The sequence below is a fragment of the Stenotrophomonas sp. CFBP8994 genome, from assembly GCF_034044835.1.
Classification (GTDB): domain Bacteria; phylum Pseudomonadota; class Gammaproteobacteria; order Xanthomonadales; family Xanthomonadaceae; genus Stenotrophomonas; species Stenotrophomonas rhizophila_A.
This window is the reverse complement of record NZ_JAXCWT010000002.1, coordinates 467,163-481,800: the sequence shown is the minus strand read 5'-3', so window position 1 is coordinate 481,800 and position 14,638 is coordinate 467,163. Positions and strand designations below refer to the sequence as shown.

At 67.8% G+C, this 14,638-nt stretch carries 12 protein-coding genes; 7 read left to right on the top strand and 5 right to left on the bottom strand.

The features are described 5' to 3' along the window. Positions 1–20 precede the first annotated feature (20 nt). Entirely contained in the window at positions 21–1,148 is a 1,128-nt protein-coding gene (locus SOM39_RS06870) for a glycosyltransferase (RefSeq protein ID WP_320457892.1), read from the top strand. A gap of 35 nt (positions 1,149–1,183) precedes the next feature. On the opposite strand, the gene SOM39_RS06865 is transcribed toward SOM39_RS06870, so the two are convergent. The 5 genes from SOM39_RS06865 to def form a co-directional block, all read right to left on the bottom strand. Continuing rightward, complete coding sequence (locus tag SOM39_RS06865) at positions 1,184–2,536, bottom strand: O-antigen ligase family protein (protein ID WP_320457891.1); 1,353 nt, start codon at positions 2,534–2,536, stop codon at positions 1,184–1,186. A 10-nt stretch (positions 2,537–2,546) separates the two neighbouring features. Next, positions 2,547–4,271, bottom strand: a complete 1,725-nt coding sequence (locus tag SOM39_RS06860) for a glycosyltransferase family 39 protein (protein ID WP_320457890.1) — start codon at positions 4,269–4,271, stop codon at positions 2,547–2,549. Positions 4,272–4,295: 24 nt separating this feature from the next. Further along, positions 4,296–5,636 (bottom strand): 16S rRNA (cytosine(967)-C(5))-methyltransferase RsmB, encoded by a 1,341-nt coding sequence (rsmB, locus tag SOM39_RS06855; RefSeq protein ID WP_320457889.1) that lies wholly within the window; start codon positions 5,634–5,636, stop codon positions 4,296–4,298. A 1-nt stretch (position 5,637) separates the two neighbouring features. After that, a complete protein-coding gene (gene fmt / locus SOM39_RS06850; RefSeq protein WP_068854168.1) occupies positions 5,638–6,561 on the bottom strand; it encodes a methionyl-tRNA formyltransferase in 924 nt (307 codons plus the stop codon). Positions 6,562–6,635: 74 nt separating this feature from the next. Next, a complete protein-coding gene (gene def / locus SOM39_RS06845; RefSeq protein WP_068854169.1) occupies positions 6,636–7,148 on the bottom strand; it encodes a peptide deformylase in 513 nt (170 codons plus the stop codon). Between the two features lie 125 nt (positions 7,149–7,273). On the opposite strand from def, the gene SOM39_RS06840 reads away from it, so the two are divergent. The 6 genes from SOM39_RS06840 (at position 7,274) to SOM39_RS06815 (ending at position 14,602) form a co-directional block, all read left to right on the top strand. Beyond that, positions 7,274–8,407, top strand: coding sequence for a LysM peptidoglycan-binding domain-containing protein (locus tag SOM39_RS06840; protein WP_320457888.1), 1,134 nt, complete (start codon positions 7,274–7,276; stop codon positions 8,405–8,407). Positions 8,408–8,481: 74 nt separating this feature from the next. Beyond that, entirely contained in the window at positions 8,482–9,621 is a 1,140-nt protein-coding gene (gene dprA / locus SOM39_RS06835) for a DNA-processing protein DprA (protein WP_320457887.1), read from the top strand. Between the two features lie 42 nt (positions 9,622–9,663). Continuing rightward, entirely contained in the window at positions 9,664–10,137 is a 474-nt protein-coding gene (locus SOM39_RS06830) for a DUF494 family protein (RefSeq protein WP_068854172.1), read from the top strand. A gap of 39 nt (positions 10,138–10,176) precedes the next feature. Continuing rightward, positions 10,177–10,968 (top strand): pilin, encoded by a 792-nt coding sequence (locus tag SOM39_RS06825; RefSeq protein ID WP_095363045.1) that lies wholly within the window; start codon positions 10,177–10,179, stop codon positions 10,966–10,968. Between the two features lie 37 nt (positions 10,969–11,005). After that, positions 11,006–11,914 (top strand): RDD family protein, encoded by a 909-nt coding sequence (locus SOM39_RS06820; RefSeq protein ID WP_068854174.1) that lies wholly within the window; start codon positions 11,006–11,008, stop codon positions 11,912–11,914. A 189-nt stretch (positions 11,915–12,103) separates the two neighbouring features. Continuing rightward, positions 12,104–14,602, top strand: coding sequence for a DNA topoisomerase I (locus SOM39_RS06815; protein ID WP_068854175.1), 2,499 nt, complete (start codon positions 12,104–12,106; stop codon positions 14,600–14,602). Positions 14,603–14,638 lie beyond the last annotated feature (36 nt).

The following is a 14,638-nucleotide window of genomic DNA, read 5'->3' as shown; positions in this document are numbered from 1 at the left end:
GCGTATTACCGAAGGCCCCCATGAAGATCCTCTACACCAACTTCCACGCCGGTGATGGCGGTGGGCACACCACCTACCTGGCGTCGCTGGCGCGCGCACTGTCGCCGCGCCATCAGCTGTTCATGGCCGCACCCGGCGGCAGCCGGGTGCTGCGGGTAGTGCGCCAGGAGCGCATCGCCGAGCCGGTGGAGATCGCCTTCAGCAGCGGCCTGGCCACGCTGGGCCGGCAGTGGGCGGACCTGCGCACGCTGCGCGGGCTGATCGTCAAGCACGGGATCGACATCGTGCACGCCAACGGCGCGCGCGATCACCGCGTGGTGATGGAGGCGGTGGCGGGGTTGCCGAAGCGGCCCGAGCTGGTGTTCACCAAGCACAACAGCAAATCCAGCAATACGTTCGGCAATGCCGTGCGCGCACGCTGGGGCACCGACCGGGTGATCGCCGTGTCCGAACACACCCGGCAGATGCTGCTGGACAGCCCGTACCGGCGCTGCCCGATCGACGTGGTGCGCAACGGGGTGGACCTGCAGCGCTTTTCGCCGGTTGCGCCCGCCGATGGCGCGGCCCTGCGCGCGCGCTGGACCCTCGACCCGGATGCACTGGTGCTGGTGAGCAATGCCGGCACAGATGGCCACAAGGGCTGGATCGACCTGGCCCGCGCCATCGCCACCCTGCCCGAACCGCTGCGCGGCAAGGTGCACATGGCCGTGGCCGGACGCGAGCCCGACCCGCTTCTGGTGGCGGAAGTGGAACAGCTTGGCGTGGCCGGGCAGGTGCATTTTGCCGGGCTGCTGGAGGACATCCGGCCGTTCGTGGCCAGCGGCGATGCCGGCTTCGTGCTGTCCTACGATGTGGAAACCATCTCGTTTGCCTGCCGCGAAATGATGGCGATGGGCAAGCCGGTGATGGTGAGCGATTACGCGGGTTTACCTGAGAACATCACGCATGGGCACAACGGCTGGATCGTGCCGGTGCGGAACGTGGCCGCCATCGCCGCGCAGGTGGTGGCGCTGTATGAGCTGCGGCAGACATTGCCGGCCGTCGGCCAGGCCGCGCGCGCGCATGCGGTGGAAGCGTTCGGGTTGGAGACGTTCAGTGCGTTGACTGAAGCTTGTTATGTGGCGGTGTTGGGTGGGGCAGCCGACTAACAGTCGGCTCTACACGTCGGCTCTACACGTCGGCTCTACACGTCGGTTGGGGTGCGCAGGCGCAGGGGGTCGGACAGGGCCAGGAAGAAGGCGATCCAGGTGGCGTAGAACGAGGCGGTGCGCATGTCGCGGAACATCATTTCGGTCAGGCCGAACACCGCAAAGCCCACGCAGATCATCAGGCCCGCACCGGCGAACAGGCGGGTGGGCCGGTCGGTCACACCCAACCGCAGGCGCCTGGCGAACACCCAGCCCGGCGCGATGTAGAGCAGCACCAGGCCCAACCCGCCCAGCACGCCGTAGGTGGCCAGGAAGTACAGCAGGTCGTTGTGGGTTTCGCCGAAGTCGCGCGCCACGGTCGGGGTGACCTGCTTGGCGTCGGCCAGCTGCGCCAGCTCCTCGCGGAAGCGGTCGCCGCCGCCCACGCCGAACAGCGGCTCGCTGCGGATCATATGGCCGGCCGCGCTCCACAGCTGCAGGCGGATGCATACCGAGGTATCGGAGAGGTGCGCCACCTGGCACTGGTCGAACTCGCTCACGCCAAGGTGGATGCGCTCACGCATCGAGGCATCGCTGGCCACGATGATGCCGGCCAGGCCCAGCAGCAGCGCAGCGGACAGGACCTTGAAGCGGTTCATGCGGCGACCCTGCACCAGCAGAGCGATGAACAGGAAGAACGGAATGGCCAGCAGGCCGCCACGGGTCTGCGTGGCCAGGAAGGCCCCGATACCGGCGATGCCGCTGACCAGCTTGAGTGCGAATTCGGTGCGGCGGAAGCGGGTGATGCGCAGGCCCAGCAACAGGAAGGCAATCACCGAGAACAACAGGGTCAGGTCGCCGTAGGTGACGGCGTTGAACTGGCGGGTCGCAGGGCGCGCACCGGTACTCAGCACCAGCCAGGCCACGTTGATCACGGCATACCAGATGCCGGCCAGCAGGCCGAACGCGGCATGGACCAGCACAGGGCGTGGCACGCGCAACGCGGCGGCGAGAATCAGGCCCACGGTGAGGAAACGCACCGCCTTTTCGGTTTCCGATCCCTTCCAGATGCCATGCACGGCAAGGCTGGTCAGCACGCCCAGCAGCATCACGCCCATGCCTGCCACCATCCACAGGTACTCGCGGCGATTGTCGCACCAGACGGTGCCGACCGCAGGGCGACGCACCCAGGCCAGCACGATGAAGCTGAGCAGCACCAGCCCGTAATAGCCCGCGCTGCCGCCGTCCATCGTGGACATCAGCAGTACCGGCGACAGGCCAAGCGCGATCGTGAACACCCAGGCCAGGACAGGGTGGACGCCGACGGTACGGGAAAGCGCGTTGTTCACGTTCAATGCGACTCGGGCAGAGCGGGCGGCATTGTCGCTGATCGGTCGGGAATGATCCATGAGCGCAGGGTCAGTCCTCACCCTCTTCCTTGCCCTGCTCGCGGCGTATCCGCGCCAGGTCCACGGCACTGGGCTGGCAGGGCCCTGCGAACGCACGGGCCGGTACCAGCCACCAGCCCCGCCGGTTGGCCACCCCCACGCGCTCGGCCTGGGCCCGATCCACGCAGGCCAGCAGTGCGGCCTGCTGCACGAGCAGCCAGCGCCGCTCGGGCGCCTGAGCCTGCCATGCCCGGCCGTCCTGCAGCTGCAGGTACCAGCGCCGCTTGAAGCCGAAGGTGCGCACCGGCCGGTCGGACATGAGCAGGTTCTGTTCCTTCCAGCCCACCAGGCCCAGCTCGGCATCCGGGCCGATGCGCTGGCCCACCTGGTACATCAACCCGCGCGCCGAACTGGAATCATTGAACAGCGGGTAGCCCACCAGTCCGTAGGCCACCCATGCCATGGCCAGGATCGACACCACCGCCAGGTGGAAGCGACGCGCGCCGCTGAACACCAGGCTGACCACGCCCCAGCTGCCCAGCGCGATGCCGACCCAGCCCAGCGCGGCGGTCACCGAGGTGTCGATGCCGCGCTCAAGGATGAGCTTGCGCTCGAAGCTGGGCTCACCGCCGAGCATGGCCACGCCGATCCCCAGCAGCGCCACGGTAAGCAGGACCGCGAAGCCGCCCAGCACCCATTGCACGTCGCGCCGCCGCAGCAGGCCCGGCAGCAGCGGGGCCAGCGCCAGGCAGAACATCGGCAGCGCCGGCAGGATGTAGACATCGCGCTTGCCGTGCGGAATGGAGAAGAACAGCACGATCAGCAGCCACCAGCCCAGCAGCAGCAAGTAGCGCGGGTCGTGCCGGCGCAGGCGCCGCCACCAGGCCGGGATCGCCCATGGCACCAGCAGGAACGCGGGGACCCACATGGACGGCATGGTGGCCAGGAAATACCACCACGGCTGGTGGTGGTCCCAGGACTGCGCGTAACGCTTGGCGGTCTGCCGGAACAGGATGTCGTTCATGTACGCACGGTATTCGGCCGAGCCGCTGGCAGTCGCGGCCAGCACCATCGGCACCAGCCACAGCGCAATGGCGGCCAGGAAAGCCAACGGCCCTACCCAGAACCGCCAGTTGCGCAGGTCGAGCCGGACGCGCGGCCAGCCCATGGCGACGGCGGCCAGCGCCGGCACCAGCATGAACAGCGCCAGCACACCCACACCCTTGGTGATCACCCCCAGCCCGGCGGCGAACCAGCCCAGCCACCACCAGCGCCAGGCCGGCCCGCACAGCAGGTGGCGCAGCAGGCCGTAGTTGGCCAGGGTGATGAAGAACACCACGAGCGGGTCAATCTGGGCCTTCTTTGCCTGGAAGGTGAAGTGCACCGCGAACAGCAGCGCCCAGGCGGCGTACAGGCCCACCTTGCGGGTCCACAACCGGCGACCCAGGTCATACACGCAGGCCAGCGTGCCCAGCGACGCCAGCAGGGTGGGCAGCAGGAACGCCACCCGCCAGTCGCGCAGCACGGTATAGAGCGCAGCCTGCAGCCACATCAGCATCGGCGGCTTGTCCGAGTACAGCTCGGTACCACGGTGCGGGAACAACCAGTCCCCGCTCAGCACCATCTGCTTGGCCACCAGCGCAAAGCGCGGTTCGTCCGATGGCCAGGGATCGCGCATGCCCAGCCCTGCCCCCAGTACCAGCAGGGCCATCAGCGCAAGCAACCAGAATTCCCGGGATTCGCGTGTTTTCAGCATGGGCGCGATTCTAACGGTGCAGGGTTACCCTTTCTTTAGCAGACGTGCATAGAAGAAGCCGTCAGCACCCTGTTCCCCGGGCAGGCGCTGGCGCCCGGCCCAGGAGTCATGGCCGTAAGCGTCACCCAGTGGCAGGAACCCCGCGCCGCGGGTGCGCTGCAGGAAGGCCTCGATCTGGAACTGGTTTTCCTCGCGTAGGATCGAGCATGTCGCATACAACAGGGTGCCGCCCGGGGCGAGCATGCCGAAGCAGGCATCGAGCAGGCGCGCCTGCAACGCCACCAGCGCCGGAATATCGGTAGCGCGGCGGTGCAGCAGCACGTCCGGCTGGCGGCGGATGATGCCGGTGGCCGAACACGGGGCGTCCAGCAGAATCACGTCGAACGGCTGCCCGTCCCACCAGCTGGCTGGATCGGTGGCATCGGCTGCCCGCACCTGGGCGTGTTCGCCCACGCCGGTGCGCGCAAAGGTCTCACTGATGCGCTTGAGCCGGCGCGCATCGATATCCAGCGCCAGCAGGCGCAGGCTGGGGTCGCGCTCGAGCAGGTGCGCGGATTTGCCGCCCGGGGCCGCGCAGGCATCGAGCACGCGCGCGCCGGTGGGCACGGCCAGCGCATCGGCCACCTGCTGGGCGGACAGGTCCTGCACCGACAGGGCACCGTCGGCGAAGCCGGGCAGCCCCGACACCGCCACTGGTACCGGCAGCCGGATCGCATCGGCGCCCACTTCGCTGGCCTCGGCGGCAATGCCCGCCGCCTCCAGCCGTTCAAGCATCGCCGCGCGGCTGCCGTGCTGGCGGTTGACCCGCAGCCACAACGGCGCCGGCTGCAGGCTGGCGGCAAAAACGTCCTCGGCCTGGTCGGGCCAGTCCTGTTCGATCTGTTCGGCCATCCACTGCGGGAAGGCCTCGCGCGCCGGCAGCGCTGGAATGCCATCGCGCTGGGCGCGGCGCAGCAAGGCGTTGACCATCCCGGCCTGGCGCTCCTTGCCCAGCGCGCGGGCGGCGTCGACCGTGGCCGAAAGTGCGGCATGCGCCGGCAGGTCGAGCGCATCAAGCTGGGCAAAGCCGACCAGCAGCAGCGCGCGCAGCTCGTCCTCGCGCACATTCAGCGGGCGCTGCATCCATTTCGCCAGGGCGGCGTCATAGGCGGTGCGCCGGCGCAGCACGGCAAAGCACAGCGCTTCGAGCAGGGCGCGGTCGCGGCTGTCGTCCAGCGTAGGCAGCGCGGTGGCCAGTTCGGCCTTGAGCGAGCGCCCACGGCCGATCACCTGGGCCAGCACGCGGGCGGCGAGCACGCGGGTGGGTACGCCCGGGGCCAGGCCGGACAGCGCGGGGGACGGTTTGTTCTGGCGGGGCTGGGCCATCTCAGGTGCCCACGGCCAGGTCGCGGCGGGCATTGAGGTAGTCGGCTGCGGTGATCGCCTTGCCACCCTCGCGCTGCAGCACGCGCAGGCGCAGCGCACCCTGGCCACAGGCGATATCGATGCCGTCGCGGCCGGCCGCCAGCAGCGTGCCCGGGGCTTTGCCCTGGTTGTCGGCCAGCGCCACCGCGCCATGGATGCGCACGCGCTCGCCAGCTAGCTGGGCTTCGGCAATCGGCCACGGGTTGAAGGCGCGCACGGTGCGCTCCAGCACCTGCGCATCCTGCGACCAGTCCAGCCGCGCTTCGGCCTTGTCCAGCTTGTGCGCGTAGGTCACCCCTTGTTCCGGCTGCGGCTGGGCGATCGGCTTGAGGCCGGCGCGCAGCAGGCCCAGGCCGTCGGACAGCACCTGCGCGCCAAGTTCGGCCAGGCGGTCGTGCAGCGAGCCGCCCAGTTCACCGGCCTGGATCGGGGTGTGCTGGCGCAGCAGCACCGGGCCGGTGTCCAGCCCGGCTTCCATCTGCATCAGGCACACGCCGGTGTCGGCATCGCCGGCCTGGATGGCGCGCTGGATCGGCGCGGCGCCGCGCCAGCGTGGCAGCAGCGAGGCATGCACGTTCCAGCAACCGTAGGTCGGGATGGCCAGCACCGCCTTGGGCAGGATCAGCCCGTAGGCCACCACCACCATCAGGTCCGGCTGCAGGTCGCGCAGCTGCTGCTGGGCCTGTTCGGTCTTGAGCGATTCGGGCTGGAACACCGGGATGCCTCGGGCGATCGCTTCCAGCTTCACCGGCGAGGGCATCAGCCCGCGGCCACGGCCGGCCGGGCGGTCCGGCTGGGTGTACACACCCACCACCTCCTGGTGGCGCGCGGCGGCGCGCAGCGAGGCGACGGCGAACTCAGGCGTTCCGGCAAAGACGATCTTCATGGCGTTCCCACTTGCAGAAAGAAAAACGGCGCCGGGGCACGGCGCCGAACAACCGGTAAGGCGGCGTGGCCAGGTCAGGCAACGTGCTTGCGCGACTTGGCCAGCTTCTTGCGGACCATCTCGCGCTTGAGCGGAGACAGGTAATCAATGAACAGCTTGCCGTCCAGGTGGTCCATCTCATGCTGCACGCACACTGCCAGCAGGCCGTCGGTGGTCAGCTCCTGGGCCACGCCCTGGCGGTCCAGGAAGCGCACGGTGATGGTGTCGGCGCGGGTCACGTCGGCAAAGATGCCGGGCACCGACAGACAGCCTTCCTGGTAGACCTGGCCGCCTTCGCTGGCCACGATCTCCGGGTTGATGAACACCCGCGGGGTGTCCTTCTCTTCGCTGACGTCGATGACCATGAAGCGCTTGTGGACGTCGACCTGGGAGGCCGCCAGGCCAATGCCCGGGGCGTCGTACATGGTCTGGAACATGTTGTCGATCAGTTCCTGGAAGGCCGGGGTGGTCACTTCGGCGGCGTCGATCAGCGCCGCCTTGGTGCGCAGGCGCGGGTCCGGGAACTCGAGAATTGGCAGGATGGCCATGGCAAATACCGTTTGGGGGCGCCCTTAAAGCGGCGTACGTCGCAATTCTATCGCCAACGCTTGCCTTGCGCCCCGGTTTCTGGACTATAGTGCTCGAACCTGTTGGGGAATCAGGCACCACACCTATGTTTGAAAGAACTCGTACGGTCGTCGCCGTCGCGATGCTGACCGTCGCTACCTATGCTACCGCCGTTGAAGTGAATGGCGGGCACCCGGAAACCTACGTCGTCCAGAAGGGCGATACCTTGTGGGACATTTCCGCGCGCTTCCTTAAAAAGCCGTGGTTGTGGCCGGAAATCTGGCAGGCCAACCCGCAGGTCAAGAACCCGCACCTCATCTATCCAGGTGACGTGCTGAGCCTGGCCTACCTGGACCGCGTCGTGGCCCAGCCCGGCCCGCGCCAGGAAGCGCCGATCAATGCGATCCCGCTCAGCCAGGTCGAACCCTTCCTGAAGCAGCTCAGCGTGGTGGACGAGATCGACTCGTTGCCCTACGTGGTTGCCCTGGAAGACAACCGCCTGCGCGCCACCACCGGCCAGACCGCCTACGTGCGGGGGCTGGAAGGGGCACAGGTGGGCCAGCGCTGGGCCGTGGTCCGACCGACCGTGCGCTACTCGATGCCCAAGCCGACCGAGGACCTGACCGCCAACGGGGATGTCACTCCGGGCAGCGGCAACCTGTGGAAGAACTTCGTGGCCGCGCCGAGCAAGCGCAACGAGATGCTGGGCTACGAGCTGTCCCAGCTGAACGTGGGCACGGTCGTGAAGGTGCCGGACGACAAGTCGGACGTGACCTCCATCGCGCTGCAGGGCCGGACCGACGGGCGCGAAGTGCGCGCCGGCGACCGCCTGGTGCCGGTGGAAGCCACCCCGTATGACCTGCAGTTCTTCCCGCACGCCCCTGCCGCCCAGACCGAAGGCCTGGACATCCGCGTGCTGGCGGTGACGGACATGTACCTGGTCGGCGGTCCGCGCGATGTCATCGCGATTTCGGCCGGCAGCGCCAACGGCATCGACAACGGGACCGTGGTCTCGCTGTGGCGCCAGGGGCGGCATGTGGCGCATCGCATGAAGTACCCGGGCTCCTCGCGCATGGACGACTCGCTCACCGATGGTGCCGGCCGGGTGTCCCTGCCGGATGAGTACGCCGCCCACGCGATGGTGTTCCGCACCTTCGACAAGGTCAGCTATGCGCTGGTGATGCAGGGCGTGAAGCCGGTCCTGGTCGGCTATTCGGCCAAGCACCCCGACGCGCAATAACCGCGGGAAAACCTGACGCAACAACACGACGGCGCCCCAGGGCGCCGTCGTCGTATGCGGGCTAGCCTGAGCCGATGCCCGATGACCTGCCCTGCTCTATCGAGGCGCTGCTGCGCCTGGTCCTCGCCGGTGGCGCCCCGGCACCCCGCCGCGCCCTGCTGGCCCGTTTCGCTGATCCCGCCCAGGCCCTGCGTGCCGGCCCTGCCGCATGGCGCGCCGCCGGTTGCAGCCCGCACCAGCGGGCACTGCTGGCGCTGCCCGACCGCGACGCGCTCGCTCGCGGCCTGCATTGGCTGTCGCAACCCGGCCGGCACCTGCTGTCGATCGAAACCGACGACTATCCCACCCTGCTGCGCCCGCTGGATCCGGCGCCGCTGGCGCTGTTCGTGCACGGCGACCCGGCCACACTCTGGCACCCCGCGGTGGCCGTGGTCGGCAGCCGCACCCCATCGCCCACGGGTGCCGAGCTGGCCGCCGAGTTCGCCGGCGCCCTGGCCCGCAGTGGCCTGGGCGTGGTCAGCGGGCTGGCCGCCGGGGTCGATGCGCGGGCCCACCAGGCCGCCCTGGACGTACCCGGCGGGCGCACCGTGGCCGTGGTGGCCACCGGCCTGGACCTGACCTACCCGCCCCGGCACGAAGCGCTGCAGGCACGCATCGCCGAGCGCGGCGCCGTGGTCAGCGAGTATCCGCCCGGCACCGCGGCGCGCCCGGGGCAGTTCCCGGCCCGCAACCGGATCGTGGCCGGGCTGACCCTCGGAACACTGGTGATCGAGGCGGCCGCCCGCTCCGGGGCCCTGATCACCGCGCGCCTGGCCGCGGAGATCGGCCGTGAGGTATTCGCGCTGCCCGGCTCGGTGCGCAACCCGCGCGCCCGAGGCTGCCACCGGCTGATCCGTGATGGCGCCCAGCTGGTGGAAACCCCGGCCGAAGTCGTCGCCGGGCTGACCGAGGCGGCCGCCAGCCTGGGGCAGGCCTTGCGTTGGCGCCTGGACGCCCCCACTGAACAGGCACGGTCGGCGCATGCCAGCGCTTCCCCCTTCCCCCTCCCCGACTACCAGCGCTTGTGGAACGCGCTGGATGAAAACCCAACGGGTATGGATTCATTGATCCAGCGCAGCGGATTGACGGCGGACCAGCTGTCGGCCATGCTGCTGATCATGGAACTGGATGGAAAGGTGGTCGCCAACCATGGCCGCTACTGTCGAAAACCCTAGTTTCTTCACCTCCACAGCGTCGTTGACGCAGGCCGAGGGGCAATGAAAGAGAGCATTCTGGATGTCCTGCTGTACCTGTTCGAACACTATTTCAGCGAAGACGCGGACCTCATCCGCGACCGCGATTCCCTCCAGAACGGTCTGATACAGGCCGGCTTCAGCCCCACCGAAATCAACAAAGCCTTCGATTGGCTGGACGCCCTGGCCGAGCAGCGCCCGGCCGTGACCCTGGCCCGCGTCGACGGCCCCGTGCGCATTTTCCATGGCCCGGAGCTGGACAAGCTCGACGTGGAAGGCCGAGGCTTCCTGATGTTCCTGGAACAGCACGGCATCCTGGATGCCAACCAGCGCGAGCTGGTGCTGGACCGCGCCATGGCCCTGGACCAGGACGAACTGGACCTGGACGACCTCAAATGGGTGGTGCTGATGGTGCTGTTCAACCAGCCCGGCGCCGAGGCAGCCTATGCCTGGATGGAAACCCAGATGTTCGTCGACGAACCGGAACCCCTTCACTGACCGTACACTGGGTGCTTCGCGCATTCAGGGGAATGGAAAGTGAGCCAGTGGTTCTATGCAGAAGGGAATCGTCAGCAGCGGGGTCCGCTGACATCTGAAGAGTTGATCGCGCTGTACCAGTCCAGCCGCATTGCGCTGGATACCCTGGTATGGCGCGACGGGCTTGCCCAATGGCAGCCCCTGCGCAGTGTCGCCGACGAGATCGGCCTGGTGATCGCACCGCCGCCGGCGGTGGAGCCGCCGCTTCCGCTGGACGGCCCGCAGTTGGAGCCGGTCGTGCCCAGCCCGCCGAGGATTCCCGGGTTCGACACGCCTGCGCCGCGCGCCACCGGACCCGGGCCGGCCGCGCCCGCCTATGCCTCGGCGCCGGGTTACCCGCGCGCCGCGCCGCCGCCGAAGAAGACCTCCGGGTGCCTGATCATCGGGCTGGTGGTGGGCCTGGTGTTCCTGGTGGTGATCGCCATCCTCGCCGCGATCGCGCTTCCTGCCTACAGCGATTACCAGCACCGTGCCCGCGTGGCCAATGCGGTGGGCATCGTGTCGCAGCTGAAGAACCAGGTGACCGAGTTCGCCATGAGCACCGACCGCTGCCCGGTCAACGGCGACGATGGCTTCCAGAGCCCGACCTCGTACGCCGGCGACTACGTGGGTGCGGTGCGCATCGGCCGCATCGGCGAAGACAAGTGCGGCATCGAAATGGAATTTGCCGTGCCGGGCAAGCGCGCACTCGATGGCAAAATGTTGTGGTTCGAATACGACATGCAGAGTCAGGAGTGGACCTGCAGCAGCGATCTCGACACCAAGTATCTGCCCGCGCAGTGCCGCGGTTGAGCAGCACTTCAATTATGGATGAGAGGGGAAGCACGCAATGACTGAGTGGTATTACGCAGACGGCCAGGACCGCCAGGGTCCCTTGCTGGTCGAAGACCTGCGCCAGCGCTTCCAGCGCGGTGAAATCAGCCTCACGACGCTGGTATGGCGCGAAGGCTACCCGCAGTGGAAGCCGGTGTCCGAGGCGGTCGAGGAGCTGCAGCTGCAGAACCTGACCAGCGCCGCGAGCAACCTGGGCAGCGGCTTCGACCTGCGCGGGGATTACACCGCCATCGACAACGGCACCGCACCACTGCCCGGCACCGGCGGCGGCACCTATTCGCCGTATACCGCACCGGCCGCCACCGGCGGCTACGGCGCGGCCGTGGTGGGCGGTGGCGAGGTGGTCTACGCCGGCTTCTGGAAGCGATACGCGGCGTACTTCCTGGACTCGATCGTGGTGGGCATCATCAACGTCCCGGTCAGCGTGGTGTTCAACCTGATCGGCGCGTCCAGCGGCAACGAAAGCCTGGCCCTGGCGATGAGCCTGGTGGCCATGCTGAGCGGTTTCGCCATCGGCATCGGCTACTACGCAGGCTTCCACGCCTCGCGCGGCGGCGCCACCCTGGGCAAGATGGCCGTGGGCATCAAGGTGGTGCGCAGCGACGGCGAGCGGATCACCTTCCTGCGCGGCGTGGGCCGCTACTTCGGTTTCATCCTGAGCAGCCTGACCCTTTTCATCGGCTTCATCATGGCCGCCTTCACCGAGCGCAAGCAGGCACTGCACGACATGCTGTGCGACACGCTGGTGGTGGACAAGTGGGCCTTCACCGAGAACGCCGAGTTCCAGGAACGCGGCCTGGGCACGGTCACCATCGTGATCCTGGTCATCAGCGGCATCCTGACGGTGGCCATGATCGGCCTGTTGATCCTCGGTTTCGGGGCCATTGCCGCGTCCATGTCCTGACCGGCCCTCACACCCGGCCGCTTGACACAGGCGGCTCCGGCGTGATTCCTCTAGCAGGCGCAAAACCTGAACGCCCGGCGCATACCCGGGCGTTCAGCGTATGGAATTCGACGGCTGCCCTTCACTAATGCGGCCATTTGCTCCACCCTAGCGCCCTCCCCCGGGCTGCTGCCCACAGAAATCAACGACATGCCCAAGCACCTGCTCATCGTCGAATCGCCCGCCAAGGCCAAGACGATCAACAAATACCTCGGCAAGGACTTCACCGTCCTGGCCTCGTATGGGCATGTGCGCGACCTGGTCCCCAAGGAAGGTGCGGTCGACCCCGACAACAACTTCGCGATGCGCTACGACCTGATCGAGAAGAACGAGAAGCACGTCGATGCGATCGCCAAGGCCGCCAAGGGCGCCGACGACATCTTCCTGGCCACCGACCCGGATCGCGAGGGTGAGGCGATCAGCTGGCACATCGCCGAGATCCTGAAGGAACGCGGGCTGGTCAAGGACAAGCCGATGCAGCGGGTGGTCTTCACGGAGATCACCCCGCGCGCGATCAAGGAGGCGATGAGCCAGCCGCGCGCCATCGCCAGCGACCTGGTCGATGCCCAGCAGGCGCGCCGCGCGCTGGATTACCTGGTCGGCTTCAACCTGTCCCCGGTGCTGTGGCGCAAGGTCCAGCGCGGCCTGTCCGCCGGCCGCGTGCAGAGCCCGGCGCTGCGCATGATCGTCGAGCGCGAGGAAGAAATCGAAGCCTTCATCGCCCGCGAGTACTGGAGCATCGATGCCGCCTGCGCGCACCCCTCGCAGCCGTTCAATGCCCGCCTGATCAAGCTGGACGGCCAGAAGTTCGAGCAGTTCACCGTGACCGACGGCGACACCGCCGAGGCCGCGCGCCTGCGCATCCAGCAGGCCGCCCAGGGCAACCTGCACGTCACCGACGTGGCCAGCAAGGAGCGCAAGCGCCGCCCGGCCGCCCCGTTCACCACCTCCACGCTGCAGCAGGAGGCTTCGCGCAAGCTGGGCTTCACCACCCGCAAGACCATGCAGGTGGCGCAAAAGCTGTACGAAGGCGTGGCGATCGGCGACGAAGGCACCGTAGGCCTGATTTCGTACATGCGTACCGACTCGGTCAACCTGTCCCAGGATGCGCTGGCCGAAATCCGCGACGTGATCGCCCGCGATTACGGCATTGCCGCCCTGCCGGACAAGCCCAACACCTACCAGACCAAGTCCAAGAACGCCCAGGAAGCGCATGAAGCGGTGCGCCCGACGGCCGCGCTGCGCACCCCGGCGTCGGTGGCGCGCTACCTCACCGACGACGAGCGCAAGCTGTACGAGCTGATCTGGAAGCGTGCGGTGGCCAGCCAGATGATTCCGGCCACGCTCAACACCGTCAGCGTGGACCTGTCGGCCGGCAGCGAACACGTGTTCCGCGCCAGCGGCACCACCGTGGTGGTGCCCGGCTTCCTGGCCGTGTACGAGGAAGGCAAGGACAACAAGAGCGCCGAGGACGACGACGAAGGCCGCAAGCTGCCGGCGATGAAGCCCGGCGACCGCGTGCCGCTGGAGCGCATCCTGGCCGAACAGCACTTCACCCAGCCGCCGCCGCGCTTCACCGAAGCGGCGCTGGTCAAGGCGCTGGAAGAGTATGGCATCGGCCGTCCGTCGACCTATTCGTCGATCATCCAGACCCTGCTGTTCCGCAAGTACGTGGAAATGGAAGGCCGCAGCTTCCGCCCGTCCGACGTGGGCCGTGCGGTCTCCAAGTTCCTCTCCAGCCACTTCACCCAGTACGTGGACTATGACTTCACCGCCAAGCTCGAAGACGAGCTCGATGCGGTGTCGCGCGGCGAAGAAGACTGGATTCCGTTGATGGCCCGCTTCTGGGAACCCTTCAACCAGCTGGTGGAAGAGAAGAAGGAATCGGTCGACCGCGCCGAGGCCAGTGGCGCGCGCGAGCTCGGCACCGACCCCAAGACCGGCAAGCCGGTCAGCGTGCGGCTGGGCCGCTTCGGGCCGTACGCGGCCATCGGCAGCACCGCCGAGGACGCCGAGGACAAGCCCAAGTTCGCCTCGCTGCGCCCGGGCCAGTCGATGCACACCATCAATCTGGAAGACGCGCTGGAGCTGTTCCTGATGCCGCGCGCGCTGGGTGAGGACAAGGGCGAGGACGTCAGCGTGGGCATCGGCCGCTTCGGCCCGTTCGCCAAGCGTGGCAGCACCTACGCTTCGCTGAAGAAGGAAGACGACCCCTACACCATCGATCTGGCCCGCGCGGTGTTCCTGATCGAAGAGAAGGAAGAGATCGCCCGCAACCGCATCATCAAGGAATTCGACGGCAGCGAGATCCAGGTGTTGAACGGCCGTTTCGGCCCGTACCTGAGCGACGGCAAGATGAACGGCAAGATCCCGAAGGATCGCGAGCCGGCCTCGCTGACCCTGGCCGAAGTGCAGCAGCTGATGGAAGAAACCGGCAAGCCGGTGCGCAAGGGCTTCGGAAAAAAGGCCGCCAAGAAGGTCGTGGCCAAGAAGGCCCCGGCAAAGAAGGCGGCCGTGAAGAAGGAGCCGGCGGCGAAGAAGGCGGCCGTCAAAAAGGCCCCTGCCAAGAAGGCACCTGCGAAGAAGGCGGCGACCAAGAAGGCCGCCACGAAGAAGGCCGCAGCAAAGAAAGCAGTAAAGAAGGCCTGACCGCGGTAGCGCCCGACCGTGGGTCGGGCGACAACA

What these genes read in the sequence shown, in the direction of transcription:
- SOM39_RS06870 (WP_320457892.1), top strand. Translation starts at nt 21, where the DNA reads ATGAAGATCCTCTACACCAACTTCCACGCCGGTGATGGCGGTGGGCAC.
- SOM39_RS06865 (WP_320457891.1), bottom strand. Translation starts at nt 2,536, where the DNA reads ATGGATCATTCCCGACCGATCAGCGACAATGCCGCCCGCTCTGCCCGA.
- SOM39_RS06860 (WP_320457890.1), bottom strand. Translation starts at nt 4,271, where the DNA reads ATGCTGAAAACACGCGAATCCCGGGAATTCTGGTTGCTTGCGCTGATG.
- rsmB (WP_320457889.1), bottom strand. Translation starts at nt 5,636, where the DNA reads ATGGCCCAGCCCCGCCAGAACAAACCGTCCCCCGCGCTGTCCGGCCTG.
- fmt (WP_068854168.1), bottom strand. Translation starts at nt 6,561, where the DNA reads ATGAAGATCGTCTTTGCCGGAACGCCTGAGTTCGCCGTCGCCTCGCTG.
- def (WP_068854169.1), bottom strand. Translation starts at nt 7,148, where the DNA reads ATGGCCATCCTGCCAATTCTCGAGTTCCCGGACCCGCGCCTGCGCACC.
- SOM39_RS06840 (WP_320457888.1), top strand. Translation starts at nt 7,274, where the DNA reads ATGTTTGAAAGAACTCGTACGGTCGTCGCCGTCGCGATGCTGACCGTC.
- dprA (WP_320457887.1), top strand. Translation starts at nt 8,482, where the DNA reads ATGCCCGATGACCTGCCCTGCTCTATCGAGGCGCTGCTGCGCCTGGTC.
- SOM39_RS06830 (WP_068854172.1), top strand. Translation starts at nt 9,664, where the DNA reads ATGAAAGAGAGCATTCTGGATGTCCTGCTGTACCTGTTCGAACACTAT.
- SOM39_RS06820 (WP_068854174.1), top strand. Translation starts at nt 11,006, where the DNA reads ATGACTGAGTGGTATTACGCAGACGGCCAGGACCGCCAGGGTCCCTTG.
- SOM39_RS06815 (WP_068854175.1), top strand. Translation starts at nt 12,104, where the DNA reads ATGCCCAAGCACCTGCTCATCGTCGAATCGCCCGCCAAGGCCAAGACG.